14 protein-coding genes and 1 riboswitch are annotated in these 15,955 nt (G+C 47.0%); of the genes, 2 read left to right on the forward strand and 12 right to left on the reverse strand.

Annotated features, from left to right (window positions below):
* Positions 1 to 74: 74 nt before the first annotated feature.
* Complete coding sequence (locus ACZ1GZ_RS14950; protein ID WP_472665688.1) at positions 75 to 1,190, forward strand: cobalt-precorrin-5B (C(1))-methyltransferase; 1,116 nt, start codon at positions 75 to 77, stop codon at positions 1,188 to 1,190.
* Entirely contained in the window at positions 1,190 to 1,870 is a 681-nt protein-coding gene (locus ACZ1GZ_RS14955) for a cobalt-precorrin-6A reductase (RefSeq protein ID WP_472665689.1), read from the forward strand. Before ACZ1GZ_RS14950 ends, ACZ1GZ_RS14955 begins: the two co-directional genes overlap by 1 nt.
* Here ACZ1GZ_RS14955 and cobM read toward each other — a convergent pair.
* The 12 genes from cobM to cobU form a co-directional block, all read right to left on the reverse strand.
* Positions 1,867 to 2,652 carry a precorrin-4 C(11)-methyltransferase gene (gene cobM / locus ACZ1GZ_RS14960; RefSeq protein WP_472665690.1) on the reverse strand — a complete coding sequence of 262 codons (786 nt, stop codon included), beginning with the start codon at positions 2,650 to 2,652 and terminating at the stop codon, positions 1,867 to 1,869. The genes ACZ1GZ_RS14955 and cobM overlap by 4 nt on opposite strands.
* Entirely contained in the window at positions 2,649 to 4,478 is a 1,830-nt protein-coding gene (cobJ, locus tag ACZ1GZ_RS14965) for a precorrin-3B C(17)-methyltransferase (protein WP_472665691.1), read from the reverse strand. Before cobJ ends, cobM begins: the two co-directional genes overlap by 4 nt.
* Before the next feature lie 6 nt (positions 4,479 to 4,484).
* The gene (gene cobI / locus ACZ1GZ_RS14970; RefSeq protein WP_472665692.1) at positions 4,485 to 5,219 is read right to left on the reverse strand and encodes a precorrin-2 C(20)-methyltransferase; all 735 of its coding nucleotides are present in this window, start codon (positions 5,217 to 5,219) and stop codon (positions 4,485 to 4,487) included.
* Between the two features lies 1 nt (position 5,220).
* Complete coding sequence (gene cbiE / locus ACZ1GZ_RS14975; protein ID WP_472665693.1) at positions 5,221 to 6,453, reverse strand: precorrin-6y C5,15-methyltransferase (decarboxylating) subunit CbiE; 1,233 nt, start codon at positions 6,451 to 6,453, stop codon at positions 5,221 to 5,223.
* Positions 6,446 to 7,087 (reverse strand): precorrin-8X methylmutase, encoded by a 642-nt coding sequence (locus ACZ1GZ_RS14980; RefSeq protein WP_472665694.1) that lies wholly within the window; start codon positions 7,085 to 7,087, stop codon positions 6,446 to 6,448. The genes cbiE and ACZ1GZ_RS14980 overlap by 8 nt, the downstream gene beginning before the upstream one ends.
* 5 nt (positions 7,088 to 7,092) lie before the next feature.
* Positions 7,093 to 8,184 (reverse strand): sirohydrochlorin chelatase, encoded by a 1,092-nt coding sequence (locus ACZ1GZ_RS14985; protein WP_472668320.1) that lies wholly within the window; start codon positions 8,182 to 8,184, stop codon positions 7,093 to 7,095.
* Positions 8,185 to 8,207: 23 nt separating this feature from the next.
* Entirely contained in the window at positions 8,208 to 8,444 is a 237-nt protein-coding gene (locus ACZ1GZ_RS14990) for a DUF6732 family protein (protein WP_472665695.1), read from the reverse strand.
* A gap of 241 nt (positions 8,445 to 8,685) precedes the next feature.
* The gene (locus ACZ1GZ_RS14995; RefSeq protein WP_472665696.1) at positions 8,686 to 9,441 is read right to left on the reverse strand and encodes an SDR family NAD(P)-dependent oxidoreductase; all 756 of its coding nucleotides are present in this window, start codon (positions 9,439 to 9,441) and stop codon (positions 8,686 to 8,688) included.
* On the reverse strand, positions 9,442 to 10,074 hold the full coding sequence (gene cobO, locus ACZ1GZ_RS15000; protein WP_472665697.1) for a cob(I)yrinic acid a,c-diamide adenosyltransferase: 633 nt from the start codon (positions 10,072 to 10,074) through the stop codon (positions 9,442 to 9,444).
* Positions 10,075 to 13,824 carry a cobaltochelatase subunit CobN gene (cobN, locus tag ACZ1GZ_RS15005; RefSeq protein ID WP_472665698.1) on the reverse strand — a complete coding sequence of 1,250 codons (3,750 nt, stop codon included), beginning with the start codon at positions 13,822 to 13,824 and terminating at the stop codon, positions 10,075 to 10,077.
* Between the two features lie 9 nt (positions 13,825 to 13,833).
* Positions 13,834 to 14,922 carry a cobalamin biosynthesis protein CobW gene (cobW, locus tag ACZ1GZ_RS15010; protein ID WP_472665699.1) on the reverse strand — a complete coding sequence of 363 codons (1,089 nt, stop codon included), beginning with the start codon at positions 14,920 to 14,922 and terminating at the stop codon, positions 13,834 to 13,836.
* Between the two features lie 3 nt (positions 14,923 to 14,925).
* Positions 14,926 to 15,456: a bifunctional adenosylcobinamide kinase/adenosylcobinamide-phosphate guanylyltransferase gene (cobU, locus tag ACZ1GZ_RS15015; RefSeq protein ID WP_472665700.1), complete on the reverse strand. Its 531-nt coding sequence runs from the start codon at positions 15,454 to 15,456 to the stop codon at positions 14,926 to 14,928.
* Between the two features lie 144 nt (positions 15,457 to 15,600).
* Positions 15,601 to 15,937, reverse strand: a riboswitch (cobalamin riboswitch).
* Positions 15,938 to 15,955 lie beyond the last annotated feature (18 nt).

Below are 15,955 nucleotides of genomic sequence, written 5' to 3' on the forward strand. Positions count from 1 at the left end.
TCATATACCCTTTCCAAGCGGGGGAAAACAATGATAACGACATTGAAACAACAAATTATGCTAACTAGGCGACAATGAACGACGAAATTACAACAGACGCCGATGATGAAAAGGTTCTCCAGCGCGGTTGGACAACAGGCGCCTGCGCAACGGCTGCGACCAAAGCTGCCCTGACCGCATTGATCACCGGTGAGTTTCCCGATCCTGTTGCAATTCTATTGCCCAAGGGTGAAGTACCACATTTTCCGCTCGCTCTTGAAAGTCTGGGCGAAGGTTATGCCATGGCCGGTATTATTAAGGACGCAGGTGATGACCCTGATGTTACGCATGGCGTCATGGTAATTGCAGGTGTGCGTCCTCTGCGACCGGGCAGCGGAATAAAATTTGTGGCGGGTGACGGCGTTGGCACAGTTACAAAAGACGGTTTACCGATAGAAAAAGGTGAAGCTGCGATCAACCCTGTTCCGCGTCAAATGATGAGTGAAATCGTCACTGAAATTTGTGGCGAATACAAATTGCCAGCCGATGTTGAAATCCGCATTTCAATTCCCGATGGCGAAGAAATTGCCAAGAAAACTTGGAACCCAAGACTTGGCATTGTTGGTGGTTTATCGATACTCGGCACGACGGGTATTGTTCATCCATTTTCATGTTCAGCTTGGATCCATTCCATTCATCGCGGTATTGATGTTGCGCGCGCTGAAGGGCTTGATCATGTCATGGGTGCAACAGGCTCAACGTCTGAAAAAACCGCTCAAGAGATGTATGACCTTCCAGAAATTGCCTGCCTTGATATGGGTGATTTCGCGGGTGGTCTTTTAAAATATATTCGCAAGCATCCAGTACCAAAACTCACCATCGCTGGCGGGATTGGCAAGATGGTGAAACTGGCGCAAGGGCATCTGGATTTGCATTCAGCTCGCAGCCAAGTTGATATGAATTTTCTAGCTGATATCGCGCTAGATTTAGGATTGAATCAAAATCTCAAAAACCAGATTCAAAATGCCAATACAGCATTAGAAGTCTATGAAATCACAAAAGAAAACGCAGTTGATATCATGCCTTCTATTGCTAAGAAAGCACATGAAACAGCAAAAACTGCTTTGCGTGACGCGCCCATTGAACTGGACCTCATCATCATCGATCGCAAAGGCAATATTCTTGCGCATGCTAAGCCCGATGCGAAATAATGAGCAAAACAATTCTCATATTATCGGGCACAGCAGAAGCCTTTGACCTTGCAGCAAAGCTTCAAAAAGAACAACCAAATTGGCGTATCATTTCATCACTTGCTGGCCGAACCCAAAACCCTAAATTACCGGATGGCGAAACCCGGATCGGCGGCTTTGGCGGTGTTGAAGGTTTAATAGATTATATATCTAAACAGAACGTTGATAAAATCTATGATGCGACACATCCCTATGCGCTGAACATTACGAAAAATGCTATTCAAGCCGCACAACAGTCGGGCATTGATTACGAGAAATTTTCTCGCCAACCCTGGCAAAAAACGAAAGGCGATAATTGGCTTGAAGTTGCTTCCATAGAAGAATCAGCGGACAGATTACCTCAAAATGCAACCGCATTTTTAGCGCTCGGACGTCAATATATCAAAGCGTTTGAACATCGTGCAGATTGCCATTTTATTGTCAGAATGGTGGATCATTCTGACGATGTGCCGTTAAGTTCATATAGGCTTATATTGGGTCGCCCCAACGAGGATTGCGAGGACGAACGCGATCTATTTTTAGAAAACAAAATAACGCACCTTGTCACGCGCAATTCAGGCGGTGAAAAATCCTACGCTAAAATCATAGCTGCACGCGAGGCGAAAATACCCGTCATTATGATCAGAAGACCAAATGATTAGCTAGCAACTTTGCGCTGTTTCTTTTTGCCTTTATTGCGCAAAACATGGCTGTAATCGGCATTATATAAATCAGAATCGCGGAACTGAGTTTCGCCAAAAACTTTACCAACTAGAATGAGCGCAGTACGCGTAATTTTCTCTTTGCGCACATCTTCCTTCATCTTATCCAAGGTCGTAAAGATATATTTCTCATCCGGCCAAGTCGCGCGATAAGCAATCACCACCGGACAATCCAAACCATAATAAGGCTCAAGCGAATTTTTGATATAATCAAGATTTCGGATCGACAAATGAATAGCAAGTGTCGCGCCAGATTTACCCAAAACCTCAAGCTGCTCGCCTTCTGGCATAGAAGACGCCTTCATACCTGTGCGGGTGATGATCACAGTTTGCGCAATTTCCGGAAGTGTAAGCTCTGTTGCTAGTTTCGCGGCAGCACCTGCAAATGCTGGTACACCTGGCACAACTTCATAATCGATCTCTAGCGCATCCAGACGACGCATTTGCTCAGCCGTCGCGCCATAAATAGCTGGATCACCTGAATGAACCCGTGCGACGTCTTTGCCTGCCGCGTGAGCTTCTTTTATATCCTCGATGATTTCATCCAAATGCATGGGGGCCGTATCCTTCACAAGCGCATCAGATGGTGCAGCTTGTACGATCTCTTCAGGCACCAGCGAGCCTGCATATAAGCATACTGGGCAATTTTCGATGAGCTTTAACCCACGCACTGTGATTAAGTCAGGGGCACCAGGTCCCGCGCCAATAAAATAGACCGTCATTTTTTATCACCCATAATAGAACCAGTTTTTCCTGAATAACCGCGCGGAGTGTAAACCCATGTTTTTCCATCGCCTGTATGCGTCGTGCGGCTTTCGCTCGAACCGACGATCACAACCGTCAGCATATCCACATCATTGATATCAAGCTCGCCAAGCGGCACGACACGCACCTTTTCACCATCACGACCCAGATTTGTTGCCAAAATCACAGGCGTGCTCGCCGGACGATCTTCAAGCAAGCGATCTTTAGCCCATGCCAACTGCGTGCGACGCTTTTTTGAAACCGGATTATAAAACGCAATGACGAAATCCCCGTCTGCTGCTGCTGAAACACGCCGTTTGATATCTTCCCATGGTGTGAGCAGATCCGAGAGCGAGATCGTGCAAAAATCATGGCCCAGCGGTGCACCAATGCGCGCAGCAGCGCCTTGTAATGCAGATATCCCAGGAGAAACAGCAATCTCGATGCGCTTTGCTCCCGGCGTTAATCCGTCTTCATCCGAGGCTTTATCCAGCAGTTCAAAAACCAGTGTTGCCATAGCGTAAATACCAGCATCGCCTGAACACACAAGCGCTACATCACGCCCCTCGCCCGCAAGCTCCATGGCATGGCGCACACGTGCTTCTTCTTTCCCCAAATCAAAATCATGACGGGTTTTACCCATGGCAAGTGGGCCAAGTAGGTCAAGGTAAAGCGAGTATCCAACAAGGTCGGTGGATTGCGCCACCATTTTAGAAACTTCCGGAGAACGCCAATCATCGCTACCGGGGCCAATACCAACCACGAAAAGTTTGCCTCGTTTATCACCGGGTAATGATGCGCTCTCAATAGGCATAGCGCTCCAACCAATGGCAAGTGTTGCACGTTTGCTCTTTTGTTTCTCAACTAACAGATCGCCATTATCACCAGATGCAGCAAGCGCTGATCCTTCCGCGACCCCATAAACACCAACTTCACCGAAAACCACATCAGACGGGTTTTTCAAACGTTCGGTTTGTTTGAGCAATTCGTCTGCCGTTAAGAACCGTGCTTCGCAAGAAAAATGATTTGCGAGCGCATGAATTGCAGCTTCATCCGTCTTTAGATCAATCGATGCAACAAGCCCAACAGCTTCCGGGGCATAGCCATCTTTTGCCAATGTCTTTTCAGCAAGTTCGATCAATTCCTCAGGCCCACATCCGCGTTCACACCCAACTCCAAGAACTAGACTCTTTTTATAATAAACCAGCTCTAAACCTTTGGGCTCTCTAAGTTTTTCAGTGAAGGTCAATTGCACTTCACCACCCTCTTCAAGTTCAAGTTGGCTTTGTGAAATCCATTCTGAATTTCCAACTAGATCCACACGTTCACCATTCACGAGCGCTGCCATTGCATCCTTGGCCTGATCTGGATTTGATAAAACATATCCTTCCGGTGGCTCATCAAGTGCTATGCCAAACTTAAGATCACCCGCAGTGGTTACTGCCGCATTGCCATTGGTTATTGAAGCGATTGAACGCGCCAAATTGTTTGCGCCATGATGCCCACCCAATAATGGAATAACGGATGTTCCATCCTCAGAAATCGCAATAACCGGCGGCTCAGATTTTTTATCATGCAAATAAGGTGACAAGATTCTGATCAATGCACCTGTTGCCATAATCGCAATAATTGGCGTCTGCTCGGCAAAGAGATTTGCAAGATGCGTTTTCACATCATCGAAGATAACATCGGCTTCCCCAACGCGTTTGGAAAATCCGTGAACGTCACCGTCAATGCCATCCGCAATTTGTTGTGCAAGCGCTTGGGCAGAGTTGGTGAGAATAATAACAGCAGGCTTCATCATGAGCACCTAGTTTGATGGTTCAGGGACAGGGAGAGTTTCAACCCAATCCTCTGCCCCTTTATAAATGAGAATTAAAGAGAAATATGGTGCCTTCTTCGCAGGCATTTGCGCAAGCGGATAGATTTTCTGCTCTTGCAAACTAATGCGCTCGAGATAGCCCGCCTGATCGGTGAGCCCCATATCATCAATCAACTTCGCAACGCGTTCGAAATGACGCCCTACTTTGATGATCGAAATCGCGTCGCTTTTTTCAATCTGTGCTTTGATATCTTCATCAGGCAGCGGTGCCGGGATAACAGTTAGGACATCATTTCGCGCTGCAAGCGGCCGACCAAGGGCCGCAGCCCCTGCCATCATTGATGATACACCTGGTACAATCTCGCATTCAAAATCATCCGCCAATCGCTCATAGAGATACATAAAAGATCCGTAAAAGAATGGATCACCTTCGCACAACACCACAACATCGCGATCATGTTTGAGATGCTCGGAAATTGCATGCGCAGCTTGATCATAGATCTGCTGCGCCGGAAAACGTTCAACGCGCATCGGCACAATTATGGGAATTTCTTTTTGTTCTTCAGATAAAAATGGTGCTGCAATCTGACGGGCAAAACTTTCACCATCATCGGGTGCCGGATAAGCCACAACTGGGGAAGCACGTAAAATTCTGAGCGCTTTTAACGTAATAAGTTCACTATCACCCGGGCCCATACCGATGCCATAAAGCTTTCCGGTCATATCAAGCGCCTTTCATATTCTGTTTTGTCACTGACCATAGGGTCACAGGCATATTCGATTTCCAACCATGAAATTTTCCAACGGGAACAGCCCTTGAAACCTGCAATCGCGTGAGTTCGCCGCCATGGGTTTCAAACAATTTAGTCAAATAAGCTTCACTTTGAACTGTTACCGCATTTGCGACCAGTTTTTTGCCCACTGGCAAAGCATCCCAACACGCATCAAACAATCCATCAGAAGTTAATCCGCCACCGATAAAGATCGCATCTGGAGTTGGCAACTCAGATAGCTGATCAATGGCAGCACCTTGATGTATCTTCAGCTGCGGCGTTCCCAAAATATTGGCGTTTTGCGCAATCATTTCGCAGCGCGCATCATCTCGTTCAACAGCAAATGCTTTTGCACCTTGGCAGGCACGCATCCACTCAATTCCAATAGAGCCACACCCCGCGCCAATATCCCACAATGTTGCATGCGGATATGGAGCAAGCAGTGACAATGTCAAAGCGCGGACTTCTCGTTTGGTCAGCTGACCATCATGCAAAAACGCGTCATCATCTAAACCTGGAACACATGAGAAGAACCCAGCGCCATCTTCTGCAACACACTCAATTGCGAGCATGTTGAAGTCGGCAAAATCTTTATCCTCGTTAAGCAGTTCCTCGGCTAAAAATGTCGAGATCTTCTCACTTGCACCACCGATATGTTCCAATATGGTGAGCTTTGACTTTGTAAATTTACGCTCCGCTAGGCTTTGCGCCGCGGCATAAATGGTCTTTGCATTTGATGTAAGCGATATGATCTGACGCCCGGGCTGAATATGAGGAACCAATCCGGCAACAGATCTTCCATGCAAAGATATCATCGCGGTTTCCTGCAAGCGCCAACCAAGTTTTGCAGCTGCTAATGAAAATCCCGATGGTGACGGGATAACTAGCATCTCATCTTCATCAAAAAACTTGCGCAATGTCGCACCAATGCCAAAATGCATTGGATCACCAGTTGCAAGAATGGTTGTCGCTTCGCCGCGACGCTCTTTAATGAATGCGATTGTTTCTGAAACGCCAAATGTCCAAGGTATCGTATTTTTATCGCCTGTATCGATAGCCTCTAACACCCGCGCAGGTGCAATAATCGTTTCAGCCTGATCAAACAATGTGCGAGCAGATGAGTTAAGGCTTGCAAGTCCATCATCCCCCACGCCCAATATTGTCAACCAAGGTGCATTAGCCATAATTTTCAAGCTTTCCCGCAAGCGCGTTAACTGCAGCAGATGCCATTGCTGAACCACCGCGCCGTCCACGAACCGAAATAAACGGGATATCAAGCTGGTTTGCAATGAGCGCTTCTTTTGATTCAACCGCGCCAACAAAACCCACCGGTATCCCAATGATCAAGGCTGGTTTTACCGCGCCTTCCCCAATCAGTTCAAGCAAACGAAATAAAGCTGTCGGCGCATTGCCAATTGCCACGACGCTGCCCGCCAATTTGGGGCGCCATAATTCAACTTGCGCAGCTGAACGTGTGGTTTGTTTTGCATCGGCGATAGATCTCACACCTTCGTGGTTCAATGAGCATATAATCTCATTATCAGACGGCATAAGGCGTTTGATAATGCCATGGCGCACCATCTCCACATCGCAAATCACCGAACCACCATCTAATAACGCCTGACGGCCGATATCAAATGCACCGGGTGAATAAGCGATATCATCAACGACATCGACCATTCCGCAAGAGTGGATCAAACGGATGGCAAGTTGTTGCATACCAGGATCGAAACGCGACAAATCAACCTCATTGCGAATAGTCGCAAAGGATTGACGGTATATTTCACCCGGGTCGCGTTCGTAGTCGAGCTCCGCCATCGGACTTACGACTTCTTTTCCATGGATTTCGGACCGAGCGGATGGTCTGCATGCGGATATGGATGGTGGTGATGATCATGCGAGTGGTCGTGATCGTGTTCATGATCATGGCTATGACCATGACTGTGATCATGCGAATGTACCGGAGTGAACGGCAAGCCATGTTTTTCGCAAAACTCAGGATCACGACAAGATGCATCGCAATCACCCTTACAAGGGCAATCTTCCAAACCACCGCCGATACCTTCAACGTGGTAGTGATGGCTCTCTTGCGGCAATCCAACTTGGTCTTCAAAACCCAAAACCTGTTCGCGATATTTACAAAGTTGGCAGTTCATTAAGGCCTGACCAACTTTGACTTCTTCAACACGATCCTTGAAGGTTTCGATCACCAAAGGATGATCATTTAGATAGCTTGCTTGCACAAACTGAATGTCAGGATGTTCTGCAGCCACTTCATCTGCGTAGCTGAAGATACGTTTGACCAAGACACCAGTGAACAGAAAATAAGGGAACACGATGATGCGCTTGTAACCAAGTTTTGCAGCATGCTGCAGCCCCGGGGCCACAAGCGGGAATGTTACCCCTGAATAACAGGTTTCAGCCCATCCAAAGCCCATACCTTCCCACAACATGCGGGTAACTTTGGTCACATTGGAATTTGCGTCAGGATCAGATGCACCACGCCCAACGACCATCAAAAGCGTTTCGTGCTTTTCAACCGGACCGTGTTCTTTATCAGCTGCATCAATTGCTTCTTGGATACGCTCACCCGCAGCACGGGTCATTTTCAAATCAACACCCAATTCGCGACCATAATTGATCACCATGCCAGGATTTTGCGCTTGATAAGTATTTAAAACAGATGGGATATCGTTTTTAGCGTGACCGGCTGCAAACAGCATGCCCGGCACTGCCAAGACACGGGTAACCCCTTGTGTGCGCAATTTATCCAGACCATCAGAAATCACAGGATTACAAAACTCCAAATAACCGTATTCGACCGGCACATCTGGATAATGCTCTTTTAGACCGCGCGCAACAGATGAGAATTGCTTGGCAGCATTTTGGTTTCGGCTACCATGGCCACACACCATGATGCCTATTTTTTCTTGCTCGCTCACGCGCTCTCCTCCGCTTCTTGCTCAATGTCAGAAACTTCTTCGTCCGAAGCTTCTTCGTCTTCAGCCTTTTTGCCCTTGGCCAAAATTGCAGCAATGGTAGCTGCAGCAACGACAGCGGCTACACCCACCCAGTGCGCATGGCCTGCAAGCTCGCCAACATGGCCGCCATGTGCAAAAGCCTGGCTGGATCCAGTGAATAATAAACAAGTATTTAGAATAAGGAATTTTCGCATATCGCGTCTCCGTTAGTTTCATCATCAAGGATGCACGAGACGCCAGAGAAACTTTATAAAATTTGCTCTGATGATCGATAGTTCCGGAATTGGCTCTTGATTTAAGTCAGCCGCACCAAAGTCTCTTTCAGCCTTTTAAAAGGCACCATCGTACATTCGGGTGAAAAATAGTGTTTTACATCGGTAAGGTCAAACACAATCACGACAAATAAACATGCGATTGCGACCTTAATTTCATGGTTTAATCTCTAAGTGCTGCCACCCCTATCCCCGCGGCCTCAAACCCACCATCTACACCCAGTATTTGGCCAGTTATAAAGCTCGCTTTTTCACTCGTTAAGAAAACGATCGCATTGGCAATCTCATCTTCAGTCCCATAACGATTAAGCGCTAGAGTATCGTGGTATGCCTGACGAATTTCAGGTGTGTGAACAGCAAGCGCGAGTTTGGTATTCACAGGACCTGGCGCTACGCCATTAACGCGAATGCCCATCTCGCCAAGCTCAACGGCTTGCTGCAAAGTTAAATGCGCTAGTGCGGCTTTTGACGTGCCATAGGCCACACGAAGCGTACTTGCACGAAAACCGGAAATTGACGTTATATTGACGATTGACCCTTTGGCTTTTGAGAGCAATTGCGTGAACGCTTGCACCATTAAAAACGGTGCATCGAGATTATTACTCATCACCCTGCGCCAACGTTTGAAGTCTGTTTCCTGAATAGGACCAAAATCTGCAACGCCAGCATTATTAACCAGCGCATCTAGCTTGCCAAATTCTGAAGTAACTTGCGCCTGCAACTTGTTTACATTGTCAGCATCGGCGACATCAAGATCAATTGCTGTGACTGAGGAAAGTTCTGCCGATGCTTTTGACAGCTCTTCACCATCATAATCGACCATATAAACGTGCCAGCCCTCGCCAACCAATTGCTTGGTCGTAGCCAAACCAATACCTCGTGCAGCACCAGTGACCAGCGCAACTTTCTTCTCAGACATTTAAAACTCCACCCCAACTTGAGCTTTAACCCCAGAACGGAATGGATGTTTGATCATCGTCATTTCAGTGACCAGATCTGCAAATTCCATCAGCTCTTCTTTGGCATTACGACCAGTGATAATTACATGTTTCATCTCTGGTTTTGTTTTAAGGAACTCAACAACTTCGTTGATATCAAGATAGTCGTAGCGCAAAACAATGTTCAGCTCATCAAGCAAAACCATGTGGATATTCTCATCCATAATCATTGCTTTCGCACGCTCCCAAGCCTGTTGGGCAGCTTCAATATCGCGCTGACGATCTTGAGTTTCCCAAGTAAAACCGTCACCCATTGCAGTGATTGTCACTTGCTCTGGAAAAGCTTCTAAAACTTTGCGTTCACCAGTACCCCATTTGCCTTTCACAAACTGCACAACGCCGACATTCATGTCATTGCCCAGCGCACGGAAGATCATACCAAATGCGGCAGTTGATTTACCCTTACCTTTACCGGTGTGAACCATTACCAAACCTTTTTCGATGGTTTTAGTTGCAATGATTTTGTCACGCGCTGCTTTTTTCTTTTTCATTTTCTCAGCGTGACGCTCATTGAGCTGGTCTTCGGTCATATTATCTGTGATCTTGCCTGCCATTTAATGTGTTCCTTCTACCATTTTGGCCAAATCAAATTTGGCCGAATTGCTGCGCGGTGTCCATAACCCACGATCTACTGCTTCCATAAATCGTGCAGCCATTTCTTTTAGCGCCTCAGGATTTGCATCCTCAATAAAGTCGCGCACTTCATCATCACCAAGGTAAGCCTGATATACCAGTTCAAAATGATGATCACGAACAGACCCCGTTGTGGCTGAAAAAGCAAACATATAATCCACGGTCGCAGCCATCTCAAACGCGCCTTTATACCCGTGACGCATAACACCATTGATCCATTTTGGATTAACAACGCGAGCACGAACAACACGGGATATCTCTTCATCTAACGAACGGATAACGGGCTTTTCAGGACGAGAATGATCATTGTGATAAATCGCTGGCTTTTGCCCTGATGCTTGCGCAACAGCTGCCGTCATTCCGCCTTCGAACTGATAATAATCGTCACTATCAAGCAGATCATGCTCGCGATTGTCCTGATTTTGCACCACTGCTTGAACCGACCCTAAGCGCTTTTTGAACAAGACCTGCTCGTCTTTGCCATCTTCATTAGCGCCATAGGCATAGCCACCCCAAACAGTATAGGCTTTTGCAAGATCTTCCTGATCATCCCAACCTTTTTCATCAATTAGCGCCTGCAATCCCGCGCCATAAGCACCCGGTTTTGAACCAAACACGCGATATCCAGCACGTTTTTTTGCAGTAGCCTGATCAACGCCTTGATTGACGAGCTGATCAAACTCATTGCGCATACGAGCAGCAATTGGATTATCAAACTGATCTTCATCCAACGCGCCAACGGCTCTGATCGCTCGGTCAATCAGTGATATCTGATCCGGGAATGCATCTCTGAAAAACCCAGAAATGCGTAAAGTTACGTCTACGCGTGGCCGCCCAAGCTTGGCTTGCGGGATAATCTCATAACCAGTCATCCGGCGCGAAGTCATATCCCAAGTCGGCTTTACACCAATTAGGGCAAGCACTTGCGCTAAGTCATCACCACCTGTGCGCATATTCGATGTGCCCCATGCCGTCACACCAAAGCTGGTCGGCCAATTGCCATGATCTTGCACATAGCGCGCGATGAGCAATTCCGCAGATTTCTTACCGAGCTCCCATGCGGCAGACGTTGGCAAGGCTCGACTATCAACAGAATAAAAATTTCGCCCAGTTGGTAATACATCAGGTCGCCCACGTGTTGGCGCACCTGATGGACCCGGAGCGATAAACTCACCATTTAGCCCATCGATAATAGCATCTAATTCAGCTTCACCTGAACTCGTGACGCTCGGTTTAATCTGCGTATCGATCTCAGCCAAAACAGATATTGTCTCAACCCAATCATTAGGAACTTCGAAAGTCCCAGCGACGATATCGGAGGCCAACAACTCGATGCGCTCAACCGTATCTCCATTTGTGCGCCAATTATCTTCAGATAACGCCTGCAACACATCGGGGCGATCGCCAGTCCATTGTTTTGCCATCTCGCAATCAAGCGGATCAAAATCTTCACCAAGATCTAAGTCTTTTGCAATTGCGCGATGCAGGCTTTGCTCGTTCTGCTCCGTGCCGCGCGGCAAACGTGCTAACGCAACGGTTAAATCTTCGAGCAGTCGTCCTTCAGGTGCGACGCCAAAAATGTGCAAGCCATCGCGAATTTGCATCTCTTTTAATTCGCACAACCAAGCATCTAATTTCTCAAGCGCCAAATCATCATTATCGATCTGGCTCACGCCTGCATCATGGCCAATGCCTGTATCGCGCACCAATTCAAGGATCTGTTTCTTGAGCAATTTCAAGCGTCGCGGATCATGACCTGCTGCGAGATAATATTCATCGACCAAAGCTTCGAGATCTTTAAGCGGGCCATAACTTTCTGCGCGCGTTAATGGCGGTGTAAGATGATCAATGATCACCGCAGATGTGCGGCGTTTGGCTTGCGTCCCCTCACCAGGATCATTGACAATAAACGGATAGATGTGGGGTAAAGCGCCCAAGATTGCAGCAGGGAAACACGTCTTAGATAGCGCTAATGCTTTGCCAGGAAGCCATTCTAAGTTGCCATGTTTTCCCATGTGAACAACAGCGTGAGCACCCAGCTTTTCACGCAAGTAAAAATAAAACGCAAAATATCCATGAGGTGGCACAAGGTCAGGCGAATGATAGCTTTCGGTTGGATCAATATTATACCCACGCGCTGGTTGAACACCGACGACGACATTCCCAAACTTAGTAAGCGGAAGTTCAAAACGACCTTCATTCACAAAAGGATCATCTTTTGCATCGCCCCAACGCGTTTGAATCTGTTCCTGAACGGATTGAGGCAAATCGTTGAAATGACTCTGATATTCACCAAGTTCAAGTATTTCTCGAACTTCTTGAATCTGTTTTTCATCGTCGCAATCGCGCTTTGCATTGGTTGGACCGCGTTGAACAATATCCATCAATTCAGCAGACGTTAAAGGCGCGTTTTCAACACTATAACCTTGGCCCGCAAGAGCACCTAAAACCTCAACCGTGCTTGCCGGCGTATCAAGCCCGACACCGTTTGCAAGCCGTCCATCTTGGTTAGGATAATTTGCTAAGATCAGCGCAACGCGCTTTTCAGCGTTTTCAGCAGCCTTTAAGCGGCACCAGTTTTTTGCAAGCTCAACAACAAACCCAATACCATCAGCATGTGGCTCATGACGGATGATATTTGTCTCAACGCGCTCATCAAAAAAGCCTGCGGATTTAAATGAAATTGCGCGCGTCATCACGCGGCCATCAATCTCGGGCAAGGCAACATTCATGGCCAAATCGCGAGTTGTTAAACCTTGCGAAGAAGATTGCCAGGCGTTGAAATCATTACCAGCCAAAACTGCTTGCAAAACAACTGCACCGTCTCTTTCAAGCACGGTCCGCTCATGGACCATTCCCGGTTTGGAAACCGCAAAACCTGTTGCATTGATCACAACACCTGGATTTGTTTGATCAAACAAAGTGGTCACAGTTGCTTGCGAAACCGGGTCTTTAAGACTGGCAACAAATATCGGTAACGGATTTATGCCTTGGTCCAAAAGCTCAGCAATGAGTGCATCAATTGGGGATGTCTGCCCGCTTTGCACCAATGCACGATAAAATGAAATCGCAACAACAGGTGCATCTTTGACCCACAAAGCTTGTATATCAGACAACGATTGCGGCGATATCTTTGGCCAATAGAGCCCAGCTTTGAGCAATGGTTTAGCTGATGCAGGTAAATCCGCATCAGAAATTGCTGCCTCACAACCGCGCACAAAATTATCTGAATTTTGCTGCCCGCCCTGGATGAGGTAATTCCATAAATGTTCGCAAGTTGCGGCGTCTAAATTATTAAAGCGATCAAGCTCAGGATCAGGTTTATCATCCCCGGGAAGTACAATAATTTTTACATTGTTATTGTCAGCCGCCGCAAAAAGCGCCTCAATCGCGTAAGAGAAATAACTTGCACCACCCAAGGCGCGGATCACGATCAGCTTCGCAGTTTTCGCCATTCGTACAACATAAGTATCAACTGACATCGGGTGCTTAAGCTGAGAAAGGTTTGCGAGCCGCCATTTAAGACCCGCAACGTCATCAACCGCAGCGGCAACACTTGCAACTTCTGTATCAGCTGCTGTCAAAAACAAAATATCGCCTGATGATTGACCGAGATCAACGGCCTCATCACCATCGTTTATTTCACCTTTTTGAGCGAGTAGAAGATGCATAAAGGTTTCCTATACCAGCGCTTGGATTTCAGCCGTGATAGCGGATTGATCAATGTCATGAAGGCCGATAACGACCAAGCGAGAGGAGCGTGTTTCTCCACCTGACCAAGGACGATCATAATGCTGATCAACACGTGACCCAACAGCCTGAATGTTTAGGCGCATCACCTTATCTGGCACATCCATAAAGCCTTTCAAGCGCAGAACGTCATGTTTTGAAATCACGCCCGCAAGTGATTTACAAAAATCATCCGGCGCTGTGATCGCACCACATTCAACAACAAAACTTTCAAATTCGTCGTGGTCATGATGATCGTGGTGGTGATGATCGTGATCATGGTCATCGTCATGGTGATGATCATGATGATGTTGCTCGTGATGTGACTTACGATTTTGGATGTCATCTTCTGATCCAACGCCAAGACCAAGCAACACATCGGAAGGCACAACACCGTTTTTGGCTGTGATCATTGCAGGCTTACGCTTGATCGCGTTTTGCACGGTTTCGCGAACAGCGCCAAGCGTCTCCTCGGAGATGAGATCTGCTTTATTTAAGATGATCATATCCGCTGCGGTGAGCTGATCCTCAAACAATTCCTCAAGCGGGGTTTCATGATCAAGCATTTCGTCTTCTTGACGTTGTGCATCAACTTTGCTGACATCATGAGCAAAACGACCATCGGCAACGGCAGCGCTATCTACAACAGTTACAACGCCATCAACTGTTACTTGTGCGCTAATCTCAGGCCAATTAAATGCAGCGACAAGCGGTTGCGGCAAAGCAAGACCAGAGGTTTCAATTACGATATGATCAGGTCGATCTTCACGCTCAAGCAGCTTTTCCATCGTTGGGATAAAATCATCTGCAACCGTGCAACAGATACAGCCATTCGTAAGTTCAACAATATCTTCTTCAGTGCAGTTTTCAGCGCCGCATCCTTTTAGAATATCGCCATCAACACCCAAATCACCAAATTCATTGACGATGAGCGCAATTTTCTTGCCGCCCGCATCCGATAACATCGAGCGGATCATTGTGGTCTTACCTGCACCTAAAAATCCGGTGATCACGGTGGCTGGAATTTTTGATTGTAACATGATTTAGCCTTTTAGTTTTGTGGGCAAGCCTGCGGTTATGAAGTAAACCTCATCAACAACTGCTGCTAATTTCTGATGTAATATTCCCGCGTGATCTCGAAAATCACGCGCAATTTTATTATCTGGCACGATGCCCTGCCCAACTTCATTGGACACGAAAATAATTGGCGTATCGATGGATGTAATTGCGTTGACCAGCGCATCACACGCTGCATTTATATTCCGCTCTTCCATCATCAAATTTGTGACCCAGAGCGTGAGGCAATCCACCAGGACTGCGCAGCCTTTTTCAGAATGTTCGATAAGAGCATTTGGTAATTCAAGCGGAACCTCAATGGTCTCCCAATTCGCGCTGCGACGTTCTTTATGTAAATCAACGCGCGCGCGCATTTCCTCATCCCAAATCTGAGAGGTCGCTATGTATAGACATTTTGATGAATTTAATTCGCCTAAGCCAAGCGCAAGCTTTTCCGCAAAGACTGATTTTCCAGACCTTGCACCACCAAGCACGAAAACATGAGGGTTTTTGCTCATTTAAAGGTCCAATCAGCTATTCGGCTGACCGGAATATGTAACCTAACTGAGCAGGTGCCATATCCATGGCCCCTAAGCGTTAAATCTATCATATAGCCATCCCCGTGCCATAAGTGCCCGCAGCTTTCGCCAAAGCGTTGGGCGGTTAAAAAACACCTCTTGGCAGGTCTCCTGGCTCACGCTTTCAGGTGCATTTGCACCAACAGCACTCTTAACCTTCCCGAAAAACGTGGCATGGCAGGGAACGATTCGTAGAGAATAGAGGCGTTCGTCCTGGGTTATCCATGCCACTTTATCAGTGGTATAGCCGGTAATAATCAGACTGAATTATCCAATATTATTACCTTAAAGAGTGCCTAGTCGCTCTACAGTCGCGGGTTCGGCTGTGATTAAAATCCCCTATTTGGGTCAATTTCCTCACATTCCCTTTTCATTTTGAACAGCGGTCCGCTGAACAAAAACCAAATGGTGGAGAAGTGATATTCTTAGCTATGCGAAC

It is taken from the genome of Lentilitoribacter sp. JB5-8 (assembly GCF_055693385.1).

What these genes read in the sequence shown, in the direction of transcription:
- cobW (WP_472665699.1), bottom strand. Translation starts at nt 14,922, where the DNA reads ATGTTACAATCAAAAATTCCAGCCACCGTGATCACCGGATTTTTAGGT.
- cobM (WP_472665690.1), bottom strand. Translation starts at nt 2,652, where the DNA reads ATGACGGTCTATTTTATTGGCGCGGGACCTGGTGCCCCTGACTTAATC.
- ACZ1GZ_RS14955 (WP_472665689.1), top strand. Translation starts at nt 1,190, where the DNA reads ATGAGCAAAACAATTCTCATATTATCGGGCACAGCAGAAGCCTTTGAC.
- cobU (WP_472665700.1), bottom strand. Translation starts at nt 15,456, where the DNA reads ATGAGCAAAAACCCTCATGTTTTCGTGCTTGGTGGTGCAAGGTCTGGA.
- ACZ1GZ_RS14995 (WP_472665696.1), bottom strand. Translation starts at nt 9,441, where the DNA reads ATGTCTGAGAAGAAAGTTGCGCTGGTCACTGGTGCTGCACGAGGTATT.
- cobN (WP_472665698.1), bottom strand. Translation starts at nt 13,824, where the DNA reads ATGCATCTTCTACTCGCTCAAAAAGGTGAAATAAACGATGGTGATGAG.
- cobI (WP_472665692.1), bottom strand. Translation starts at nt 5,219, where the DNA reads ATGACCGGAAAGCTTTATGGCATCGGTATGGGCCCGGGTGATAGTGAA.
- cobJ (WP_472665691.1), bottom strand. Translation starts at nt 4,478, where the DNA reads ATGATGAAGCCTGCTGTTATTATTCTCACCAACTCTGCCCAAGCGCTT.
- cobO (WP_472665697.1), bottom strand. Translation starts at nt 10,074, where the DNA reads ATGGCAGGCAAGATCACAGATAATATGACCGAAGACCAGCTCAATGAG.
- ACZ1GZ_RS14980 (WP_472665694.1), bottom strand. Translation starts at nt 7,087, where the DNA reads ATGGCGGAGCTCGACTACGAACGCGACCCGGGTGAAATATACCGTCAA.
- ACZ1GZ_RS14990 (WP_472665695.1), bottom strand. Translation starts at nt 8,444, where the DNA reads ATGCGAAAATTCCTTATTCTAAATACTTGTTTATTATTCACTGGATCC.
- ACZ1GZ_RS14985 (WP_472668320.1), bottom strand. Translation starts at nt 8,184, where the DNA reads ATGGTGTGTGGCCATGGTAGCCGAAACCAAAATGCTGCCAAGCAATTC.
- cbiE (WP_472665693.1), bottom strand. Translation starts at nt 6,453, where the DNA reads ATGGCTAATGCACCTTGGTTGACAATATTGGGCGTGGGGGATGATGGA.
- ACZ1GZ_RS14950 (WP_472665688.1), top strand. Translation starts at nt 75, where the DNA reads ATGAACGACGAAATTACAACAGACGCCGATGATGAAAAGGTTCTCCAG.